General features: G+C 53.9%; 15 protein-coding genes and 1 pseudogene. 7 read left to right on the top strand and 9 right to left on the bottom strand.

The features are described from left to right. Window positions 1-1,306 precede the first annotated feature (1,306 nt). On the top strand, window positions 1,307-1,552 hold the full coding sequence (locus tag VAE57_RS13300) for a hypothetical protein (RefSeq protein WP_322822355.1): 246 nt from the start codon (window positions 1,307-1,309) through the stop codon (window positions 1,550-1,552). 3 nt (window positions 1,553-1,555) lie between these two features. After that, a complete protein-coding gene (locus tag VAE57_RS13295) occupies window positions 1,556-2,122 on the top strand; it encodes a class I SAM-dependent methyltransferase (RefSeq protein WP_322822357.1) in 567 nt (188 codons plus the stop codon). A 354-nt stretch (window positions 2,123-2,476) separates the two neighbouring features. On the opposite strand, the pseudogene VAE57_RS13290 reads toward VAE57_RS13295, so the two are convergent. The 9 genes and pseudogenes from VAE57_RS13290 to ltaE form a co-directional block, all read right to left on the bottom strand. Next, a pseudogene (locus VAE57_RS13290) lies at window positions 2,477-2,829 on the bottom strand (DUF2200 domain-containing protein). A 69-nt stretch (window positions 2,830-2,898) separates the two neighbouring features. Beyond that, a complete protein-coding gene (locus tag VAE57_RS13285; protein WP_322822354.1) occupies window positions 2,899-4,134 on the bottom strand; it encodes a DNA methyltransferase in 1,236 nt (411 codons plus the stop codon). A gap of 8 nt (window positions 4,135-4,142) precedes the next feature. Beyond that, on the bottom strand, window positions 4,143-4,577 hold the full coding sequence (locus VAE57_RS13280) for a hypothetical protein (RefSeq protein WP_322822353.1): 435 nt from the start codon (window positions 4,575-4,577) through the stop codon (window positions 4,143-4,145). Window positions 4,578-5,717: 1,140 nt separating this feature from the next. Further along, window positions 5,718-6,014, bottom strand: a complete 297-nt coding sequence (locus VAE57_RS13275; protein ID WP_322822352.1) for a MoaD/ThiS family protein — start codon at window positions 6,012-6,014, stop codon at window positions 5,718-5,720. Next, a complete protein-coding gene (locus VAE57_RS13270; protein ID WP_322822351.1) occupies window positions 6,011-7,132 on the bottom strand; it encodes an exo-alpha-sialidase in 1,122 nt (373 codons plus the stop codon). The genes VAE57_RS13275 and VAE57_RS13270 overlap by 4 nt, the downstream gene beginning before the upstream one ends. A gap of 358 nt (window positions 7,133-7,490) precedes the next feature. After that, window positions 7,491-7,883, bottom strand: coding sequence for a hypothetical protein (locus VAE57_RS13265; RefSeq protein ID WP_322822350.1), 393 nt, complete (start codon window positions 7,881-7,883; stop codon window positions 7,491-7,493). A 473-nt stretch (window positions 7,884-8,356) separates the two neighbouring features. Beyond that, entirely contained in the window at window positions 8,357-9,874 is a 1,518-nt protein-coding gene (gene ilvA, locus VAE57_RS13260; protein WP_322822349.1) for a threonine ammonia-lyase, biosynthetic, read from the bottom strand. Next, window positions 9,861-11,630: a sensor domain-containing diguanylate cyclase gene (locus VAE57_RS13255; protein ID WP_322822348.1), complete on the bottom strand. Its 1,770-nt coding sequence runs from the start codon at window positions 11,628-11,630 to the stop codon at window positions 9,861-9,863. Before VAE57_RS13255 ends, ilvA begins: the two co-directional genes overlap by 14 nt. A 176-nt stretch (window positions 11,631-11,806) precedes the next feature. Beyond that, window positions 11,807-12,880 (bottom strand): low-specificity L-threonine aldolase, encoded by a 1,074-nt coding sequence (ltaE, locus tag VAE57_RS13250; RefSeq protein ID WP_322822347.1) that lies wholly within the window; start codon window positions 12,878-12,880, stop codon window positions 11,807-11,809. 404 nt (window positions 12,881-13,284) lie between these two features. On the opposite strand from ltaE, the gene bchM reads away from it, so the two are divergent. From bchM to VAE57_RS13225, 5 genes are all read left to right on the top strand, one after another. After that, the gene (gene bchM / locus VAE57_RS13245; protein ID WP_322822346.1) at window positions 13,285-13,971 is read left to right on the top strand and encodes a magnesium protoporphyrin IX methyltransferase; all 687 of its coding nucleotides are present in this window, start codon (window positions 13,285-13,287) and stop codon (window positions 13,969-13,971) included. A gap of 36 nt (window positions 13,972-14,007) precedes the next feature. Beyond that, window positions 14,008-14,343, top strand: a complete 336-nt coding sequence (locus tag VAE57_RS13240; protein WP_322822345.1) for a hypothetical protein — start codon at window positions 14,008-14,010, stop codon at window positions 14,341-14,343. 65 nt (window positions 14,344-14,408) lie between these two features. Beyond that, window positions 14,409-15,536 carry a magnesium-protoporphyrin IX monomethyl ester (oxidative) cyclase gene (gene acsF / locus VAE57_RS13235; RefSeq protein ID WP_322822344.1) on the top strand — a complete coding sequence of 376 codons (1,128 nt, stop codon included), beginning with the start codon at window positions 14,409-14,411 and terminating at the stop codon, window positions 15,534-15,536. 81 nt (window positions 15,537-15,617) lie between these two features. Then, window positions 15,618-19,394 carry a magnesium chelatase subunit H gene (locus VAE57_RS13230; RefSeq protein WP_322822356.1) on the top strand — a complete coding sequence of 1,259 codons (3,777 nt, stop codon included), beginning with the start codon at window positions 15,618-15,620 and terminating at the stop codon, window positions 19,392-19,394. Further along, the gene (locus tag VAE57_RS13225; RefSeq protein WP_322822343.1) at window positions 19,391-20,689 is read left to right on the top strand and encodes a BCD family MFS transporter; all 1,299 of its coding nucleotides are present in this window, start codon (window positions 19,391-19,393) and stop codon (window positions 20,687-20,689) included. The genes VAE57_RS13230 and VAE57_RS13225 overlap by 4 nt, the downstream gene beginning before the upstream one ends. The last annotated feature ends 57 nt before the right edge of the window (window positions 20,690-20,746 follow it).

Raw genomic sequence — 20,746 nt, 5'->3', positions numbered from 1 at the left:
ATTAGAACTGATTTCATAAAAGCTGTGCTATCGTGCTCCCCGACTGTCGCACAGGCGCATGCATGTTCGCCAATGACCAAAGACAAGTCTATCCTGCTCCTGCCCGCTGGCAGAGCGTAGCTCCGGTCGTGTCGTTATACGCCTGGATTGGTAGCCTTACCCGCTCTTCATCCACGTGTCGCGTGGTATGGCGTGCGGCAGCCATGCTGCCGCACTCGCCGTGCTCATAATCCGGCGCGTGGCACGTTGTTGACCCTGCCGATCAGGAGGATGCCGGGTGTGCGCGTCACAATCCTGACGCGCCGGATTGGTGGCCTTACCCGCTCATTATGCGCGTGTCGCGTGGTATGCCGTGCTCATAATCCGGCGTGTGGCACGTTGTTGACCCTGCTGATTAGGGGGATGCTGGGTGTGGGTAGATGTTTTTTTGAAACAGGTTCTCCCGTATGGTAACCCAAGTTGCTACCTACGCTGTGAGCAGGCCTTGAAGGCTGACTGCTATGAAACAGCACGAGACTGCGCACAACACCGTACAGCGTACCTGCACAGTATGAACCGTTTGAGTAGCAGCCAGTTCCCATCGACGTGCTCCGTCACGCCTTAAGGCAGCAACTTGGATGATGCCCATCCTCTGTGTCCTCCGTGCCTCTATGTGACAAAGGTAGCAACCTGGGTTATGGTAACAGTCAATGGCTAAACAGATACCGAACGTGGAGGCAGTGTAAAGTGTTGCCTGGACGACAACATGCCTGCTTACCTTTTTTCTTGCGAGAGACATCCACTTCTTCTTCTGACCCCTGGTTCTGATGTTGCTCAGCCAGGGAATGCACTGCCTTCCAGGATTGGCTGACTGGACTGGTTTGTGAGCATGTAGCATTCGTACTCCAGCGTGGCAACGTGTCATTGCAGCCATTCAAACAGTTGGGTACGTGTGGTATCTCTCTATAGGGCATTACGTTTCATTACCATTTGACCGATTTGGTCATCGGACGTAGGATGACCCCGACAAAAACCCCGTCAGGAAGTCGCTCGCCGTATGGAAGAAGCAAATGTATTGATGCATAACGTCATATGTTCACTGACTATCAATCATACCAGCAGAGTCCTGTTTTAGCATGTGAGACATGCTCGAATATTCATTCACCCCTTGGCCGAGAAAGAGCCAAAAGTGCGTTCGGTCTGTATCGCCCGTCTGGTAGATGACCGGCTTTTTGCACGTCCATAGGGTAGTAACAGCGAGTTAGTCCGCTGTCAAAACCTTACAAATAACAGTTACAATGTTCACCATTTCAGATAGGGAAAAATAATGCCTCGTCATATCATACAACGTGCTCGTCGGTTCTTTTTCCATGCAAAGATAGCCATCCGTTCGCCAAAGTTTTACCAGCGCCTGCGCGATCTCGTTCTCAGCAACCTGCTCTTCACCCTTCCCATTCCGGTGCGTAAACGTATCTTTAGTGGTCAGACACACTTCTGCCCGGTTTGTGAAACACCGCTCCGTAGTTTTCTGGTCTTGCATCGCCCGTACCATCGCTGGTGTCCGGTGTGCTGATCACTGCAACGCCATCGCCTGTTATACCTTTTTCTGAACAGATATGGTTTTATTACATCTGAAACTTCACAAACCGTCTTGCATTTTGCACCAGAACCGGGTATTGCACGTCGTTTGATGCAGCTATCTCATGTTCGTTACATCACAACCGATATTGAACCTTCATCTATTCACGTGTGCTCAGACATTGAGCACCTATCATTCCCTGACGATACATGTACCTTGATCCTGTGTCTGCACGTTCTCGAACACATTCCCGATGACCTGAGGGCGATGCGTGAACTGTACCGCGTTCTCAAACCGGGCGGCACGGCCATCGTGATGGTGCCGATCACTAGTCCGGCGACCGTTGAAGACCCGACGATAACCGATCCGGTACTCCGCGAGCGTCTGTTTGGACAGCATGATCACGTGCGTCGTTACGGTCAGGATGTCGTGTTACGCCTCGGGACGGCTGGCTTTGTGGTGGAGCAGATTGGTGTGAGTGACATCGTTACTGATCCGGCGGAAATAACCGTCATGGGTTTACCGGAAAAGGAGACGATCTTTGTGTGCCGAAAGATTGTGTGATTGAGTTGCGTCGGGGAGAGTACTGCAACTATGCCCGTGCCAGTAAGCTTTCCTGCACAGCATTGGCCGTGTTGCCCTGGTCGGCGTGCGGCAGCTACGCTGCTGTATTCAGCGTCCTTCAGGCCGGGTGTGTATTGCGCTGGTTATACATATCGTAGAGCAGAGACCGCAAGGCACGACGTCAACTCCTCACCCTGCCACTGCACCTGATCGCGAATGTGCAGAACCAGCACTCCGGCAATACGCCGACCCACCACCGGCTCGCAGGTAGCGTTTTGGAATGGGGATGACGCCAAAAAGATATATATCGTCGTGTAAGCAGTGGTATCACTGTTTAATCATCTTCAGGCCCGATCACGATCTCAAAATCTTCGCGATCGGTTTGCCTTTTGCCAGCTCATTAATCAGCCTGTCCAGGTAACGAACATTCTGCATAAAAGAGTCGTTGATGCCTTCAGCCCGAACACCGCAAACCAACCCCTTGATCAGGACTCAATTGGGACTAATCGCCGGAACCTGGGCAAAGAATGTGGCAAGATCACTACCCTGGGCAAGGTGTTGTTGCACCTCCTGCAAGGTATAGCCGGTTAGCCAGCAAATAATCCGATTCAATCTCCTCATTTTGTACGCCCTTTGCGTTCTGCTTTCTGGACATGCATCGGGTAAACACGGGCAAATGGCATTGTCGCGATTGAATGTCTCGCCATCGTAGTCACTCCGGTGTGTGGTGGGGAAAGAAAATTAATGGAGAACTAATAACTAAACATATATTTGCGCTACGGTTTTATTGCTGACACAATATATTCGTATAACTCTCTTTTAGACGTTCGCTTCCGAATAGGTTTTATTACAGTATTCGTAAATCCTGATGCCTCAAATAGTGCTGCGATAATCTCTTCTGCTGGAACGAGAACGTCATAAAACTTGGAGTTGCCGATAATATAGTGTACAGAACCACCTGGTGCCGTTACGAGGAATAGCTCTTCGATATGTTTAGCCATATCATAGAAATATTTGTGCACATATCGGGTCAGTGTGTCGCTTTTTTCAGCAATCCGCTCTAATATTGTAGAAAAGAGCGGGTGAGGAATAGACTGTTGGTGGGTAGGCTCCCATTTACTGACACGGCTGGTGGCAACTCCCCAGGTGCCACCTATCGACTGCCAGTCAAGCTCGCCGGCCTGCCTGCCATCTGATAGGTACTGTAGCCAATACATATATGGGCGTAACTCACGAATGTAGCTCATGCGGTTTGGATAGGGCGGTGAAGTAATAACACAGTCATAATAATGGACGGGTAGCAACGCAGAAAGTTGCTTTGCATCACCAATGAAGATTCGTGGTGGTCTTACAATTGTTGTTCGTGCGGCCTGAGCGAGATCATGGATAGCTGCTTCCCAGGTGAGAATTACGTCATCCTTTGAGTTAAAAAAGGGTGAGTAATTTGTTGTTTGTTTGAATGACATTGATTGATGATTAAAGCTTGCATTTGAATGAGTAATCATGGTGCGACAAAAAGCGATCTTCAATAAATCTAAGATTTTTGTGTCCAAATCCTGCTCCATATCACAAATTATCTTCATTATAAATCCCAGAATGTGCACTATCTCTTGAGGCCACCATTTTTCTATTTGATGAAGGGGAGGAAGCCAAACCGGAGTAAAAACTTCAGTGGTTCTTACCATTTCTGCAATCGTTTGTGAGGCTTCTACAAAGCTACGAATATCTTCTGAAAGGTATACTTGCGTTTTGGCTCTTGTCAGCCAAACAAGAAACGGGTTAATATCGATAGTATCGCAGGCAATTCCTTGCTCGGCACAAACCAGCGCGGTCGTACCAGTGCCACAAAACGGATCAAGCACAACACTATCTGGCTGAAGTCTTACGTCATTAAGAACGGTCTTAACTAAATGAACAGAGTATGCCGGTGTGAGCCTCAGCCATCCATATCGGGAGCTGCGCAGATTAGCGCGATGGGTCAGATGATCGAATAACTTAAGTTGTTGGTTCATAAGATGTCCTAGGGTTTGAGTAGTGTTTCTAAAACATGCTCAACTTTTTCTCTGATTGTTTGAGAGTGGCGATCAAAGAAGTTAGCCAGATCATATCCAATAACGTCACGACAAAACGCATATGTACTGGTTATTGATGAACCAGTAGTTGTTCCAGTTAGTACAATCCAGAGATTCTCTCGATAGCGTTGAAGTACATCGGTATCTATTTGTGTGGAGAACAAAACAATTGCTGGTAAGTGTTGATAAGCGTATGCTCTGGCAGCATTGATAATATCTGCGTTTTGTCGTTTTGAGTCTTTACTTTTGTATCCCTGTCGCACTTCAAAAACAACACCCTTGAGATGAGGAATTGTGTCTTCAGGTATGGCAATACTGGATGCTGCATCGTTTATCCATCGCTGAACCTTGGCTCTTTTTTTCCTCGTGTTTGATGTCTTCAATGGTAATACGTCCGTCGAGCGCGAGGTAACGTAGCTTATTGTCTGCCGATGGTGTTGTATACGCCCAGGTTATCTGTTCAGGTAATAAACCGAGAAAGTCCTGGAGCATCTGCAGGAACATCCGTTGACAGCCTATCCCAATTTGTCTATATATTGATGTCATTCCGCCAGATACTTTGTGGGCTGTATACATGAGAGAAGTATCTATGCCAATCCAATGATAGAAGGGATCGCTACTATAGATATTTATAAATTCATCCCTGGTCAGCTCTGATTTTCTGCCTCTGCCAAACTTTGGCCTATATTGTTGACAAACATCAATGGAATCCATGAAAAGTTGTAGGTATTGTTTGTCGTATAGTGCTGAACTAGACTGCATAAACTTTTGATGCTCAAGCTGCTAATTAGGCTTTCGAGAAACATTATTGTTCTGGCCTGATTATATCATGGTCATTAGAACCTGTTATATCAATTCAGTCTACCAGAATTCATCGCTCGTGATCGTGCCATTACGCTGTCGACCGCGAATACGGAGGACGGTATTTCCGTTGAATACATAGTGGTATGATAAGTCAACGTGGATATGGTGTTTAGGGTGGGTTGTCCGTAACCCATGGTTTGGAGTGTGGAGGTCACGCTGTCGCATCCATCGCACGCACTGACAGGCTTGGGGCGCGGCGCGTACTGTTGCCAGTACGTGACCCTGGTAGGCAGGCTGGCAGTTGCCCATCATCAAGCACGCTATGACTCCAGATTTGACATTATGAACGTTGCAGGTTGAACGCGATGAGAGGTTATACTAACTCTTGCTCAAAGATATGTATCGTTCACATGTTATAGCAGCGCTAAAGTGCTGTCAGTACGCCTCTGTCAAGACATCGCAGCTACGGAAGGGCTGGTTCCGTTTATCTATTCTCAGGATAGTCGTCAAGATGAGATTTTGACATTGTGCCATATTTTTACCAGATTTACCAGTAAGCGCCGCAACTGCAATCCGCATAGAGTGCATTCGTATACAGAAGCAAGGCTTCCGCACTCCAACAAAGCGCCCCGTAATAACTGTCCACGAAAGACATCCCATCCAGCGTGTGATTTCTGCACTCATGAAAGAGCTTCTATCTCCGACCATGTACTGCAACATCAGCCACCGGCCATCGCTCCAACGACCAGAAATGGTTCAGCGCCGCTGATAACTTCATCAGGGAGCGGTATATCGGGCGATAGGTGTGAGAGATCTTGACCGCACGCGAAAAAGCGAATGAAAGGTCGCCGTTGCTGCGTTGCGTGATCGCGAATGGTGCCGCGTAGCGCTGGATACGTGCGTTCCAGCGCATCCAGTAGCGAACGCTGGGTAACTGGCTCATCAACCTCAATCTGTATTTCGCGGTCAACACGGGCCAGATTGCTAAGATGGTAAGGCAGTATGACGCGGATCATGGGATAACCTGCACTTCGACCGAGAGAACCGGCGGTAAATGGCTTGCCAGTGGTGTCCAGTGCTCGCCCTCGTCGGCAGATGCATAGATTTGTCCGCCGGTTGTACCGAAATAGATGCCGCATGGATCTAATGTATCTACTGCCAGTGCCTGCCGGAGCACATTGACGTAGCAGTGACTTTGAGGGAGACCTGTACTCAGTGCCTGCCAGCGATACCGGTCACCATCAAGCCGTCCCCGGTAGACCCGTAGCGCACCTTCAGGGGGAAAATGTTCTGAGTCACTTTTGATAGGGATGACGAAGACGGTATTCGCCTCATGGGCATGCACTGCGATGGGAAAGCCGAAGTCACTGGGAAGGTCGTTGCTAATTTCATACCACCATTCACCGGCATTGTCGCTACGCATGACATCCCAGTGTTTTTGCATGAATATGACATCAGGGCGTGAAGGATGCAGTGCCAGACTGTGAACACAATGCCCCACTTCTGCGGTGGCATCCGGCAATTCGCCTGGCGATGCCAATCCACGGTTAATCGCTTGCCAGGTCTGGCCGCCATCATCGCTGCGGAACGCGCCGGCAGCCGAGATGGCAACAAAGATACGATCAGAATTGTGTGGATCGAGCAGAATAGTGTGCAGGCAAAGACCACCAGCCCCCGGTTGCCAGAGATGGCCCTTTACTGAACGTAAGCCGGCTAATTCCTGCCAGCTCTGTCCGCCATCAGTTGAGCGAAAGAGCGCTGCATCCTCTACACCTGCGTAGACGGTGTCCGGATCAGTGAGCGAGGGTTCCAACCGCCAGACACGCTGGAATTGCCAGGGATGCTGGCTGCCATCATACCATTGATGGGTGCCCGGAATGCCTTCGTAGCGAAACTCGTTGTTCATCGGATGCCAGGTCTGACCACCGTCATCAGAGCGTTGGATGAGTTGTCCGAACCAGCCGTTTGATTGGGAAGCGTATATACGGTTGTGATCAACCGGTGAGCCTTTGAGATGAAATACTTCCCATCCGGCAAAATACGGGCCGTTGATTTGCCATTGGCTGCGTTTTTCATCCGTGGTCAAGATGAAGGCTCCTTTGCGGGTGCCGACTAGCAGGCGTACTGTGCTCATTGTTTTTCCTGTCTTTCGTTCTTCCTGTACCGGGTAATTCCGGCATTCGTAGCGAACCCTCTCGTGCGCAGATGTTCCGGGAACAACCTGATCCCGCTCAACACCGGTGCGGCGCGTATACGTGACATGTTCATCTCAACAACCTTTCGACGGTGACGCTGCCGCTCTGAGCGAGGCCGTGCGAATAACCTGCTTGCAGTGAATATCCTGTTTACAATCACTTACTGGATTGGGTTACCAGTTAATTTGCGATGATATGTCTGGACAAACCTGATTACGTTCTCGTCGTGACAACCGCAGCCCATGTATCAGTGTTGTTCACCGTACTGCCTTTTTGATCAATGCGCTGATCTGCGTTTCAATCGCTGGGGTTGGCTCTTTTAACGCAAATGCTACCGGCCAAGTGTTGCCCTCTCAAGGTGCGCGGTATCAGTGAGGCCAGGGGCGCATAGCAGGTTTTGAATGTGTCGGCGCTTTGGAAGAAGCAGATGACGTTGCTGTCTCTGATATACGCTGGCATACCATACCAGGTTTTCGGTGTCAGCTCTGGGGCAACTGTTTTGATGATGGTATGAATGCGCCCGGCCATCGTGCGATCCAGCTCAGGCATTTCGACCATTCTGATCAGGACATCAGGCTCGCCGTCCGCCTTACCTTTTTTGGCATGCCGTTCGGTACGTAGCTCGCGGGCACGCTCTTGCGTTGCCTTCCGTTCTTCGGCAGTGAAGCCTTCGTTTGGTGCTGATACCATAGTCTTTCTTTTATTACAAAGTAGAATAAATGTTCTATTTGATGATAGCACGGCAGGCATATCTTGTCAAGGTGTGATATGTTGCCGTGAGGAGAATCCGAGCAATTTCCTCGTTATCTGGTGTTATCTCACATCGTGAGCGATCCGGTGCATCACGGTCTGGCACCGGATACGCGGTGATCCGCACCGATCCATGGGGAGCGCTGGCACAACGCAGGTAGCGTGGGGTGAGCCGATGCACGTGGCGATGCCGTCAGTCGTGGCACTAGCCGCACCTGGCGGTGTTCTTCAGGCGGGATGTGGTGAGAGCGGGGATGGCGAAAGGTGACGGATTGGATCGATTGTCGGGTATTGGATTGTATAAGCTTTGATAACAAACTCTGAACTGCCCGTCACACCATCTGGTGCGACGGGCAGTCTGTTCAATCGTGGTGCTCAAGCGCTCCGCAGCCTGGCTCTACCGACGTCGTTGCTCATTTCAAAAACAGATGGTACGCCGGATTATCACTCTGCTCCTGGTACGGGTAGCCCAGGCGAGCCAGTGAGGCGTAGAAACGATCGAGATCGGCATCGGGCACCTGAATGCCGGCCAGCACCCGTCCATGAGCACTGCCATGGTTGCGGTAGTGGAAGAGGCTGATGTTCCACGAGGCATCGAGTGACTCGAGAAATTGCAAGAGCGCTCCCGGTCGCTCCGGAAACTCGAAGGAGAAGAGTCGTTCGTCGGTTGCTTCGGGTGCCCGTCCACCAACCATGTGTCGCAGATGAATGATCGCCAGCTCGTCGTTGGTCAGGTCAAGCACCGTATAACCGGCGTTGCGCATACGTTCGGCCAGCTCGTGGCGCTGATTGGCATTGGTCAGTTGGACACCCACGAAGACATTGGCTTCGGGGCGCGGTGCATAGCGGTAGTTGAATTCGGTGATGTTGTGTGGCCCGATCACGCGACAAAACTGCTTGAATGAACCGGGTCGCTCAGGAATGGTCACCGCAAACAACGCCTCACGCCGTTCGCCAATTTCGGCCCGTTCAGCAACGTGGCGCAGACGGTCGAAGTTCATGTTAGCGCCACACGTTAAGGCCACTGCCGGTAGATCGGCACCGTGTTCGGCAATATAGCGCTTTAACCCGGCGACGGCCAGTGCGCCGGCTGGCTCCATAATTGCCCGGGTATCTTCAAAGACATCTTTGATCGCCGCACAGACCTCATCGGTTGTTACCCGCACAAAATCATCGACGTAGCGTTGGACAATCGCAAAGGTGTGTTCGCCAACCCGCCGGACTGCCACACCATCAACAAAGATTCCGACCTGATCGAGGGTAACCCGATAGCCAGCCCGGACGCTCTGGTACATCGCGTCGGAGTCATCTGGCTCGACGGCAATAATTTCGATGTTGGGATTGATGCTCTTCAAGAAGATCGCGATGCCGGCAATCAACCCACCTCCACCTACCGGTACGAAGACACGGTATCGCTCGGCACGCATCTGTTGGGAAATCTCCAGCCCAATTGTACCCTGACCGGCAATCACCAGCGGGTCATCGTAGGGATGGATGAAGGTTAAGCCCAATTCTTGCTGTAAGCGGTAGGCATGCGCTTCAGCGTCGCTATAGCTATCGCCGTGCAACACCACTTCTGCATTCCGGCGCCGACAGGCTGCAACTTTGATTTCTGGGGTGGTTGCCGGCATGACAATCAGCGTGCGCACGCCGAGCTGTTGTCCAGAATAGGCGACTCCCTGGGCGTGATTGCCGGCAGAGGCTGTGATGACGCCCCGTTCTTTCTCGGCAGGACTGAGATGGGCCATGCGGTTATACGCACCACGGAGCTTAAAAGAGAAGATGGGCAACAGATCCTCACGTTTGAAAAAGATCTGTGCTCCCAGGCGGGCACTGAGGAGAGGTGCAGGTTGTAACGGAGTCTCTTTGACGACATCATAGACCCGACTGGTCAGGATGCGTTGGACGTAGGTAAAATCAGGGTTGGGCATCGTTGGTCAGCTCCTGTACACCGCAGACGCGATTGCGCCCCTGTTGTTTGGCCAGATAGAGCGCACGATCAGCGTCGGCAATCAGTGAAGATGGATCGGAATAGAGGTTTGGATGAAATGATGCAACACCGATACTGATGGTCGGATTGATCTGCCGACCATCGATGATGATCGGCGTAGTTGCCAGAACTGTTCGTAGTCGTTCTGTAGCTTTCAAAGCCTGTTCATAGGTGGTTTCTGGTAAGATAAGACCAAACTCTTCTCCCCCATAGCGGGCCAGAACATCCACATCACGCAATTGTTGGCGACAGCATCGAGCAATTTCGCGGAGTACGTAATCACCGGCGAGGTGACCAAAGGTGTCGTTGATCTGTTTGAAGTGATCAATGTCGATCATCGCGATACTGACCGGTGTATGGTAGCGTCGGTTACGTTCCATTTCCTGGTGTAGTACCTGAAGGAAGTGGCGCCGGTTGGCTAACCCGGTGAGATTATCGGTGATTGCCTGTGATTGGACCTGCGCAAAGCGAAATGCGTTGTGTAACGCCACGGCAACAGTTGCTGCCAGCAGTTCAAGCGCGTTCAAATCGGCCATGGTGTAAGCATCGTGGTGGTTGCTCCACACCAGGAGAACACCGATGATCCGATCCCCGACAATCAGCGGGGCTGCCAGTAATGAGCCGTCGGCGAGTTCACCTTCAATTTCTGGCAGTAGTTGAACTGCCGGTTCTGGGAGAGCATGTGCACCAGATAGCCGTAGTGAAACGCCAAAACGCAAGACGTACCCGGCAAGTCCGCAGTGTATTGGTACCTGTTGCGGTGCCTGTCGTCCGGTGGGGGTAACGATATGAACATACTCAACCATCCGGTTGTCGGTCGGGATCGCAATCACGAAACGCTGATGGCTGACCAACCGTGTTGTGGCGCGATAGATCACCTGGTACAGTTGCTCAAGATCAAGGGTAGCACCGATCTCGATACTGGCCTGGTACAGCGCAAAGCGTTCATCGGCGTTGCGAATGGCGCGCTGGTACAGACGGGCATTCTGCAGAGCGATAGCTGTCTGGCGGGCGATTGCCTGGAGTAACTCACGATCACTTTCACCGAACGGTTCGTTGCGCAAACGGTACATCGCCAGGATGCCAAGCGGTGTTTTGCCGTAAATGATAGGGGTTGCCAGTAACGAACGTACCCCGACCTGTACCAGTTCCGGCAGCGCCGCCGGATGGTCTGCATAATCAGCGATCAAGATCGAAGTTCCTTGATGCACAATTTGCCACATGAGGCCACGGCGTTGCCCAATCACTGGTACGATCAGATCAACCGGTAAATTGACCAGATGCCCCGGCAACAGACGGTCGGTATCCGGGTCGTAGATGGGCAGGGCGCCAGCATCAGCATTGAGCAGATCAATCGCGAAGCGCACAACGTTCTCCAGAACGTGATCGATCTCTAGTTTGTCTGAAAGGGCGAGCGCAATTGCCCCGAGCCGGGGATCGGAGGATTGTACTGCGGTTGTCTGTTGCAACGAGATGAGCAGACCGTATGACTCGCCGCTCTCGCTCTTCAGAAGGCGTCGGTGTATCTGGTACGTGCGTCCGTTGAGCAGGACGGTATCCTCGCCTGCTCCGTTGATCAGCTCAGGTAGCAATGGAGAGAGATGAGGGAGTAATGATTGCGCCGCATCGCTTACTGCCAGAATCTGTCCACTATCTGTGACCAGAATGTATTGTTCGGAAGAGGCGTCACGGTTCATAGAACATACCTGCTGGAGCAGCGTAGCTCCACATAGAGGCATATAGATCATGGGTTGCGGTGTACTGATGCCGTGTCTACTGGTCTACTGCCTGCTGTTCTTTCTCACAACTCAACCTGCTCTCTAACAACACCCGAAACCGGTGATTGCAATCCTGGCCTGTCGTTGTATGTCTGTCAGGCCAGAATCTCAGCCGCTGCGCTAACCACCTGCTCGATATGCGCTGCCTCGATGCCGTAATGGGTCACTGCCCGGATGCTGGTGTTGCTCATACTACCCATCAGAATGCCACGCTTACGCAGGGCGGTAAGAAATGCCTCGACGCTCAGGCGAGGGTGGACGAAGGTGAAGCGCACGATGTTGGTCTGTACTTTGCTCAGATCGATCTGCACGCCCGGCAATTCAGCCAGACCAGCGGCTAGCAGGCGGGCATTCGTGTGATCTTCAGCCAGCCGATCAACCATCTCGGTCAAGGCCACAATGCCGGCTGCGGCAATCACCCCAGCCTGACGCATGCCACCACCGAGCATTTTGCGCACTCGACGCACTCGTGCAATGACATCGGCAGGGCCGGCTACCACTGAACCAACTGGTGCGGATAGCCCTTTCGAGAGACAAAACATGACCGTATCAACGTGCCTGGTAAGGTCGGTCACCGGTACCCCCAGGGCAACTGCGGCATTGAAGATGCGGGCACCATCAAGGTGCACCGGCAAGCCGTGATCATTGGCGATCCGCCGCACCTGAGCAAGATAATCGGGGGTTAGCACGACCCCACCGCGGCGGTTGTGCGTGTTTTCCAGACAAATAACCCCCGGAGGAGCAAAGTGGGCATCGTCGATGGTAGTTGCTGCCTCGGCCAGCTCTGCCAGATCGATGCAGCCGTTGAGATCGGTTGACAGCGGCTGGTAGATCAGGCCACCCAACGCACTGGCTCCCCCAGCTTCATAGTGGTAAATGTGGCTCTCGTTGCCGAGAATCACCCGCTGACCACGCTGACAATGGGCGAGCATTGCAGCCAGGTTGCCCATTGTGCCACTGACGACCAGTACCGCGGCTTCTTTGCCCACTCGTTCGGCGGCCAGTCGTTCCAGCTCGTTGACTGTGGGGTCTTCTCCATAGACATCATCACCGAGTGCTGCTGCACTCATAGCAGCACGCATTGCCGGGCTGGGTAAAGTTACTGTATCACTGCGCAGATCGATTCGATCAGGCAGTGGATCTGCGAGAGGCAGAGCATAGCCTTGCATAGCCAGAATCCTCCGGTGTACGGGCAATCAAAAATGTTGCTGCCCAATTATAGCACGTGCTACTGCAATGATGGTTGTATGACTGCTTTTGCTGAGAGATGTGTACTCTATGCAACAATGCTATCCCAATTGCGCCAATATTATCTGTACAGCCAACGCTCGTTAACCGCATTGCACGGCCTTTTTGCCCAATCGCTATTAAACGCAAAGATTTTGCACAATTATTGTCTATATTCCATGTTATTGACTCTCATGCTACAATTTATTTGAAGATTCGTAGTTTTGATTCTGCACTACGCTATCCCAGATCACGTACAGCCACGTCTCAACCTGCCGGTAGATGGTCATTCTTTGTGAACGTAGTTCCAGGTTTGGACTACGTTGTAGACAACCAGGAGGGAGTCGTGCTAGAGCTATCTCAGCACAAGGCTCAATTGCGTGACTATTTCAACGGTTTGGGCTTTGAACGCTGGTCGGCTATTTACGGGAATGCCCCTCTTTCACTGGTGAGGCAGAGTATTCGTGACGGTCATAACCGCATGCTGGCGATTGCCGATTCGTGGCTTGACGATCAACCACCACCAACCACTGCTCTCGATGTTGGCTGTGGAGTTGGCCTGTTTAGTCTGATGCTGGCCCGTCGTGGCTATCGGGTTCGGGCCGCTGATATTGCACCGCAAATGGTCGCTGCAACGGCGCAGGCAGTTGCTGAGGCCGGGCTGTCTGATCGAGTTGAGTGCGTCGAGGCCGATATTGAATCGTTACGTGAATCGGCCCAGCTTGTCGCCTGTTTCGATGTCTTGATCCACTACCCTCAGCCGGCCTTCAGTCAGCTCTGCACCCATCTGGCACAGCTTACCGAACACACCCTTCTCCTGACCTACGCTCCCTACAGCACGCTGCTGGCTGCGCTACATCGGATCGGCGGCTGGTTCCCGCATAGTCAACGACGCACCGAGATTCAGATGATCCGCGATCACGAGGTGGCTGCCATTCTGAACCAGTCTGGTTTACAGGTACGACGGGTGCAACCGATCCGTAGCCGGTTTTATCACGTTACGTTGATTGAAGCCGTGCGGCTAGTTTCATAAGGTTGTAGTTCAGAAACATAACTACAGGAGTACACTATGCGACGATTGCTGGCATTGCTGGCCCTTGGGGCAGCCACGTTTGCGCTGCACAAGTGGTACAACCGTGAGGTGCTGTTGGAAGGTGAAGGCTTTGTTCGCCTACAGAGTGAACACGAACATTTCCACTTCCACGTCGATCTGCCACCCGGCATGGAGATTCAACCTGGCGATACACTCGAAATCATGCATCTGCCCCCCACCGAGGATGGTCGAACCAACGGCGAAATCTGCTATCGCAGCCCGATCCGGCTCTATAAAGCCAGCGCCCTCCGCCGTTTTCTGACCAAAAAGAGCAGTCTGGTCGAGATTAACGAGCTGGTTGAGCATCCGTAGTGTTGGTGATCGGGCCTTTGGTCCGTGAGACGTCAGGAATTGCCAGATCGCAAAGGAGCGCCGAAATGTTCTGGATTAATCCACTGATGATGGAAATGCCCGGTGAGTTTAGCCGCACGACTCGCCATGCGTTGAAGGAAGCTATCCTCTCACCTCGCTTCTACACGACCGATTTTAAGGCTATCGACAAACTGGAAATCGACCGCAACGGGTTGCGCGACGAGTTCGATTGGATCCGCGATGAGTTTGCCTACGACTACAACCGCACCCACTTCCGCCGCACCGATGAATTTTTGCAGAATTTCGATGATATGCCTGAACGCGATTCCTTTATCGATTTTCTTGAGCGTTCGTGTACTGCCGAGTTCAGCGGTTGTTTGCTCTATGCCGAGATGGTCAAGCATCTGCACGATCCGACGCTGCGGGCCATTTTCAAGTATATGAGCCGCGATGAAGGCCGGCACGCTGGCTTTCTCAACCGCACGATGGCCGATCTGAATGTGGCACTTGATCTGACGGTGTTGCAGAAGCGTAAGAAGTACACCTACTTCCAACCCAAGTTTATCTTCTACTCGGTTTACCTGTCCGAGAAGATTGGCTATTCGCGCTACATTACTATCTATCGCCACCTCGAACGGAATCCGCAGTACTGCATCCATCCGATCTTCAAGTGGTTTGAGCAGTGGTGCAACGATGAATACCGCCACGGTGAATTCTTTGCCCTGCTGATGCGCTCGCAACCTGAGATGCTTGAGGGTGTCAACCGGCGCTGGATCCGGTTCTTCTTGCTCGCTGTATATGCGACGATGTATCTCAACGACGCCCGCCGATCCAATTTCTACGCCGCGCTCGGCCTCGACTGGCGTGACTACGACCAGACGGTGATCCGGCTGTGCAACGACATTGCAACCCAGGTCTATCCCGAGACGATGAATCTCGATGATCCGCGCTTCTTCGCCTACATGGATAAGCTGGTTGAGTACGACCGGGCATTGCGAGCGCTGGAGGGCCGGAAGGATCCGATTGCACTGGCTCATTCAACCCGTCTGAAAGCGGCAATTGCGCTCCGCTTGCTGGCTATCTATCGGTTGCCCACCCGTAAGACGACGGAGGCGATTCGCTGGAAGGGCTTGCCTGGCTTCCCCAATTATCCTGGTCCTAATCGTCCGCAGCGTGTGGTAGCAGCCGATTAGGATCGTCCGTTCGCGGGTATACATTGCTGTCGGTACTGGCGGCAGGAACATTTCCTGCCGTCTGGCTCCGGTTTTGTCGCAATTCCGGTTTCGCCCGGTACGAGTGATGGGGAAATGCGCATGCACGTTGTGGTCTTAACCATCGACGGTAATCATCGTCCGGCGCTGTTGGCGGCTGCCGAGCGGCTGCGCCGCGATCATAAGGTTGATCTGAGCCTGGCTATCTACGATGCGGCAATGTTGAGTAATGCCGCAGGATGGGCGAAACTCGACCGCGATCTGGCACGAGCCGATCTGGTGTTCGGGGCACGCCTGTTCAGCGAAGATCTGGTGCGGCCACTGGTCGAACGATTGGCCCATTTTGAACGACCAACGCTGATTATTACCTCAAATCCGGCGCTGATCCGCTGTACCCGGATCGGTGGCTTTTCGTTACGGCGTGAAAGCGAGAACGAACCGGGTCCCCTCCGCCGTTGGGTGCAGAAGCTCCGACCGCAGGGTGGTGCAGGCGAGGCCCGGCGTCAACTGGCGATTTTGCGCAATTTGAGTAAGGTGTTGAAAGTTATCCCCGGCACGTCCCGCGATTTGTACACCTACATTACCAGTCATCAATACTGGCTGAATGCTTCGCCAGAGAATCTCTACCGCCTGCTGTGCGTGCTCATCGGTCGTTATGGCCCATCGCCGCGCCCAAAGTTGCCACAGCTTGACCCACTAACCTATCCCGACACGGCGATCTACCACCCTGACGCACCCGATCTGTTTACTTCGTTGAACGATTACTACCGATGGCGTGGAAAACGCTTACCGTCTGCTGGTAAGGTCGGTATCCTTACTCTGCGGACGGTGGTGTTGAGTGGGAATACCCCGCATATTGATGCATTGGCCCGCGCTATTGAGGCGCGCGGGCTGGAGGCCCGTGTCGCCTACGCTGCCGGGCTTGATTTGCGTCCACTGCTCGATAAGGAGCTGGCCGATGTCGATCTGCTGGTCAATGCAACCGGGTTTGCTCTGGTTGGCGGTCCAGCCGAGAGCCAGCCTCAGCAGGCCGCCGAGGCATTAACCCGCTTCGACCGTCCATACCTCAGTCTGGTACCGCTGGCGTTTCAACGGATCGACGACTGGCGCGCCGATGATAACGGTCTGGTGCCGGTGCAGCAGGCGCTAAGTGTTGCCATTCCCGAACTGGAGGGTGCTGCTGAACCGCTGATCTTTGGTGGGCCGGCGGCTGATGGCCAGCGCTTTGCCCCAGCTCAGGCGGAAATCGAGCAGATCGCCGACCGGATTATGCGCCGGGTGGCTTTACGCCGGATGCCAAACGCCCATAAGCGGCTGGCGGTGGTGATCTATAACTTTCCCCCGGCCCTGGGCACGGTTGGCACCGCCGCGTATCTCGATGTCTTTGCCAGTCTGTTTCGTCTGTTGCAGGCACTGGCTGCCGACGGTTATCAGGTTGAGGTACCGGAAAGTGTCGATGCGTTGCGCCAGCTCCTGTTGGCCGATGGGCCGGCCCACGGTGCCGATGCACACATCGCCGATTGGCTTAGCGCGGATGAGTATCGCCGGCTCTTCCCGGCGTATACCGACATCGAGCCGTACTGGGGACCGGCACCGGGTGATCTGCTGCGCGACAATCGTGGGATTCGGATTCTCGGCCGTCAATTTGGCAATGTCTTCGTCGGCGTACAGCCCAGTTTTGGCTACGAGCGCGACCCGATGCGGTTGTTGCTGGCGAAAGACGCGGCCCCGAATCATGCCTTTGCCGCGTTCTATACCTGGCTGACCCACAAATTCCGCGCCGATGCCATCATTCATCTCGGCACACACGGCGCAATGGAGTTTATGCCGGGCAAGCAGGTTGGGTTGAGTGCCCGTTGCTGGCCGCTGCGCCTGATCGGGCCGTTGCCCAATTTCTACGTCTACAGTGTGAACAATCCGAGTGAGGCGGCGATTGCAAAGCGGCGAGGGGCGGCCACGCTGGTGAGCTATCTGGTGCCACCCGTGCAGCAGGCAGGGCTGTACAAGGGGCTGCGGACGCTGCGCGATGCAATTGATCAATTTGAGCGCCATCCCGATCCTGCCCTGGTGAGCGATCTGCGCGAGCGGGCAGCGCAATTAGGCATTCCAATGGCGGCCACTGGTGATGATTACGCTGATGTTGCCGGTCTGGCCCACGAGCTGCTGCGGATCGAGCAGCGCATGATCCCTCTCGGCCTGCACGTCCTCGGCCAGCCCCCGGTGCCGGCTGAGCTGGCCGACTTTCTTCTGCTCTACGCCAGCTTGCAACCGGATGGTGGTTTGCCCGCTTTGATTGCCCGGGGGATGGGGATTGATTACGTCGATCTATGTGCACGCCTGAATAGCGATCTGGCGGCCCAAAGCCAGCTTCGGTTGATCGAAGAGCGGGGAAGGGCGGCGATGCTGGCCTATGCCGAAGCACCCGATGCCGAGACTGGCGTCCGTGCTGCCTCCGCTGCACTTGCCGATCTGGTGCCGGCAACCGCACTACGCCCTCTCTGGCCGAAACTGGCCGAATTGCGCACCGGTCTGTTGACCAATCACGAGCTACGGAATCTGTTGCACGGCCTGCGGGGTGGTTTTATCCCTCCCTCTCCGAGCAATGATGCAGTTCGCAATCCGGCAGTGTTGCCAACCGGACGGAATCTGTTTGCGCTCGATCCCTATCGGGTACCTACTCCGGCCTCAATGCAGCGTGGTGAAGCGCTGGCCACTGAACTGATCGAGCGTCTGCATCGTGAGCAGGGTCAGTTTCCGTCTAGCATCGCGATTGTGTTGTGGGGTACCGACAACCTTAAGAGCGATTGCGAAGGCGTCGCACAAGTGTTGGCGCTGATCGGTGCCCGTCCGGTCATCGATGAACTGGGCAATGTGTCCGATGTCGCGCTGCGCCCACTCGCCGAGCTGGGCCGGCCCCGGATCGACGTGGTGGTGACGGTGAGTGGTATCTTCCGCGATCTGCTCAGTCATCAGATGCGCCTGATTGATCGGGCGGCGTATCTCGCGGCAACCGCCGATGAGCCGCCAGAGTGGAATTTTGTGCGGGCGCATGCGCTGGCTCAGGTGGCCGAGACTGGCCTGTCGTTAGCCGAAGCGGCCATTCGTGTCTTCTCCAATGCGCCTGGGAGCTACGGAGCGAATGTCAACTTCCTGGTCGAGAGTGGTACCTGGGAGAATGACGACCAGCTTAGCGACGCCTTTCTATCACGCAAGAGCTTTGTTCGCACTGCTGATGGGCAGTGGCGGGAAGCCCGTAGCTTGCTTGAAGGAGCGTTGCGTCATGTGCAGGCAACCTTCCAGAACATCGACAGCTTCGAGGTGGGTCTTACGGATATTGACAACTACTACGAAAACCTGGGTGGTATGGCAAAGAGTGTGGCCAGGTTGCGCGGCGAACCGCCGCCCGTACTGGTTGCCGATGCGATCAGCTCACCCGGTGCCAGTCGCGTGGCATCAATTGAAACGATGTTGCGCCTTGAAACGCGAGCGAAATTGCTCAATCCGAAGTGGCACGAAGCCATGCTTGCCCACGGCTTTGCCGGTGTACGCGAGATAGAGGCGCGTGTTGGTCACACCTATGGATGGAGTGCAACAGCGAATGCAGTAGAAGATTGGGTATATGACGAAATTGCCGCCACCTACGCACTCGACGATGCGATGCGTGAACGGATGGCCACCCTCAATCCAACTGCGACTGCCGGGGTTGTGCGGCGTCTGCTCGAAGCCGCCGGACGTGGTTTCTGGGCTGCCGACGAAGCAACCCTCAACCGCCTGCAGGAAATCTACCAGGACCTCGAAGATCGACTGGAAGGCATTACCGAAGAGAGGAGTGTAGGATGAGCTGGTTTAAGATGATTCGCCTTGGCATGCTGCACGTCGCGGTGGCGATTAGTCTGGTGCCGATTACCGGTGTCCTCAATCGGATCATGATCCACGAACTCGGTTTGATGGCCAGTATCGTTGCCGCCTTGATCATTCTTCCCCACCTCTTCTCGCCAATGCAGGTCTTTATCGGTCAGTTCTCTGATCGCCATCCGTTCTGGGGCTACCGGCGCACTCCGTATATTGCATTAGGCTTACTGCTCTGTATCGGTGGTGCTGCTCTCACCCCCTTCGCTGCATTTGCGATGGATGCCAGCTTCTGGCCGGGGCTGGCGCTGGCGCTCTTCGTGTTCGGTATCTGGGGAGTGGGCTTCAATACCGCCGTGGTTTCGTACCTCTCGCTCGCCAGCGATATGTCGCCGGCGCACCTGCGCTCGCGCACCATTGCCGTCATGTGGTTTATGATGATTACGGCGGTGATTGGGACGGCAATTGGCACCGGTCGCGCACTGGAACCCTATTCGCCGGAACGACTGATTGAGGTTTTCGCAATTTGTGCTGGTGTGGCACTGACGATTGGTGCGCTCGGTTTAATCGGCCTTGAGCCGCGCAACGCGATCCCGCTGAGCCACGAAGAGCGCTACTCGGCTGCCGAGTCGGTACGGACGGTTGTCCGTGATCCACTTGCGCGCCGGTTCTTCGTCTATCTGATGTTTATGCTGTCCGCTATTCTGGGTCAGGATGTCTTGCTCGAACCGTATGGCGCCCAGGCGTTTGGGATGGATGTGCGCACCACAACCCAATTGACCGCCGTTTGGGGTGGGGCGACCCTCCTTGCCCTGTTGTTGCACGGCATTGTGTTCAGCCGCTGGCTCAGCAACAAGCGTGGTGCAATGATCGGCGGCTCGATTGCGGCGGTTGGTCTGACCTTGATCGCACTCAGCGGCATCTTGCATATCGAGCCGTTGTTTGTCCCGGCGATTGCTCTGCTCGGCTTTGGTACCGGCATTGCAACAGCAACCAATCTGGCGCTGATGCTCGATATGACGACACCACAACAGGTTGGTCTCTTCATCGGCGCCTGGGGCGTTGCCGATGCTGCTGCCCGTGGGTTGGGCAACTTACTGGCCGGCGTGATCCGCGATCTCGCCGCTTTGGTGGTCGGCCCTACCGGTGCGTATGCAACGGTCTTTTTAATTGAGGCTCTTATCCTCTGTACAGCACTTGTGATGCTGCGGGCGATTGATGTAAGCGCCTTCCGTAGTCAGCGCCGCGAGTTGGGACAGTTGGTTGCCGCAATGGGCGATGCGTAGAAAAATATAGAAATACGCAGATTTTGAAACTATTTGCAGTATAATGATACAGCCCGT

Origin of the sequence: Chloroflexus sp. (assembly GCF_034434295.1) — a bacterium.
GTDB lineage: Bacteria > Chloroflexota > Chloroflexia > Chloroflexales > Chloroflexaceae > Chloroflexus.
This window is presented reverse-complemented; position numbering and strand designations above follow the sequence as displayed.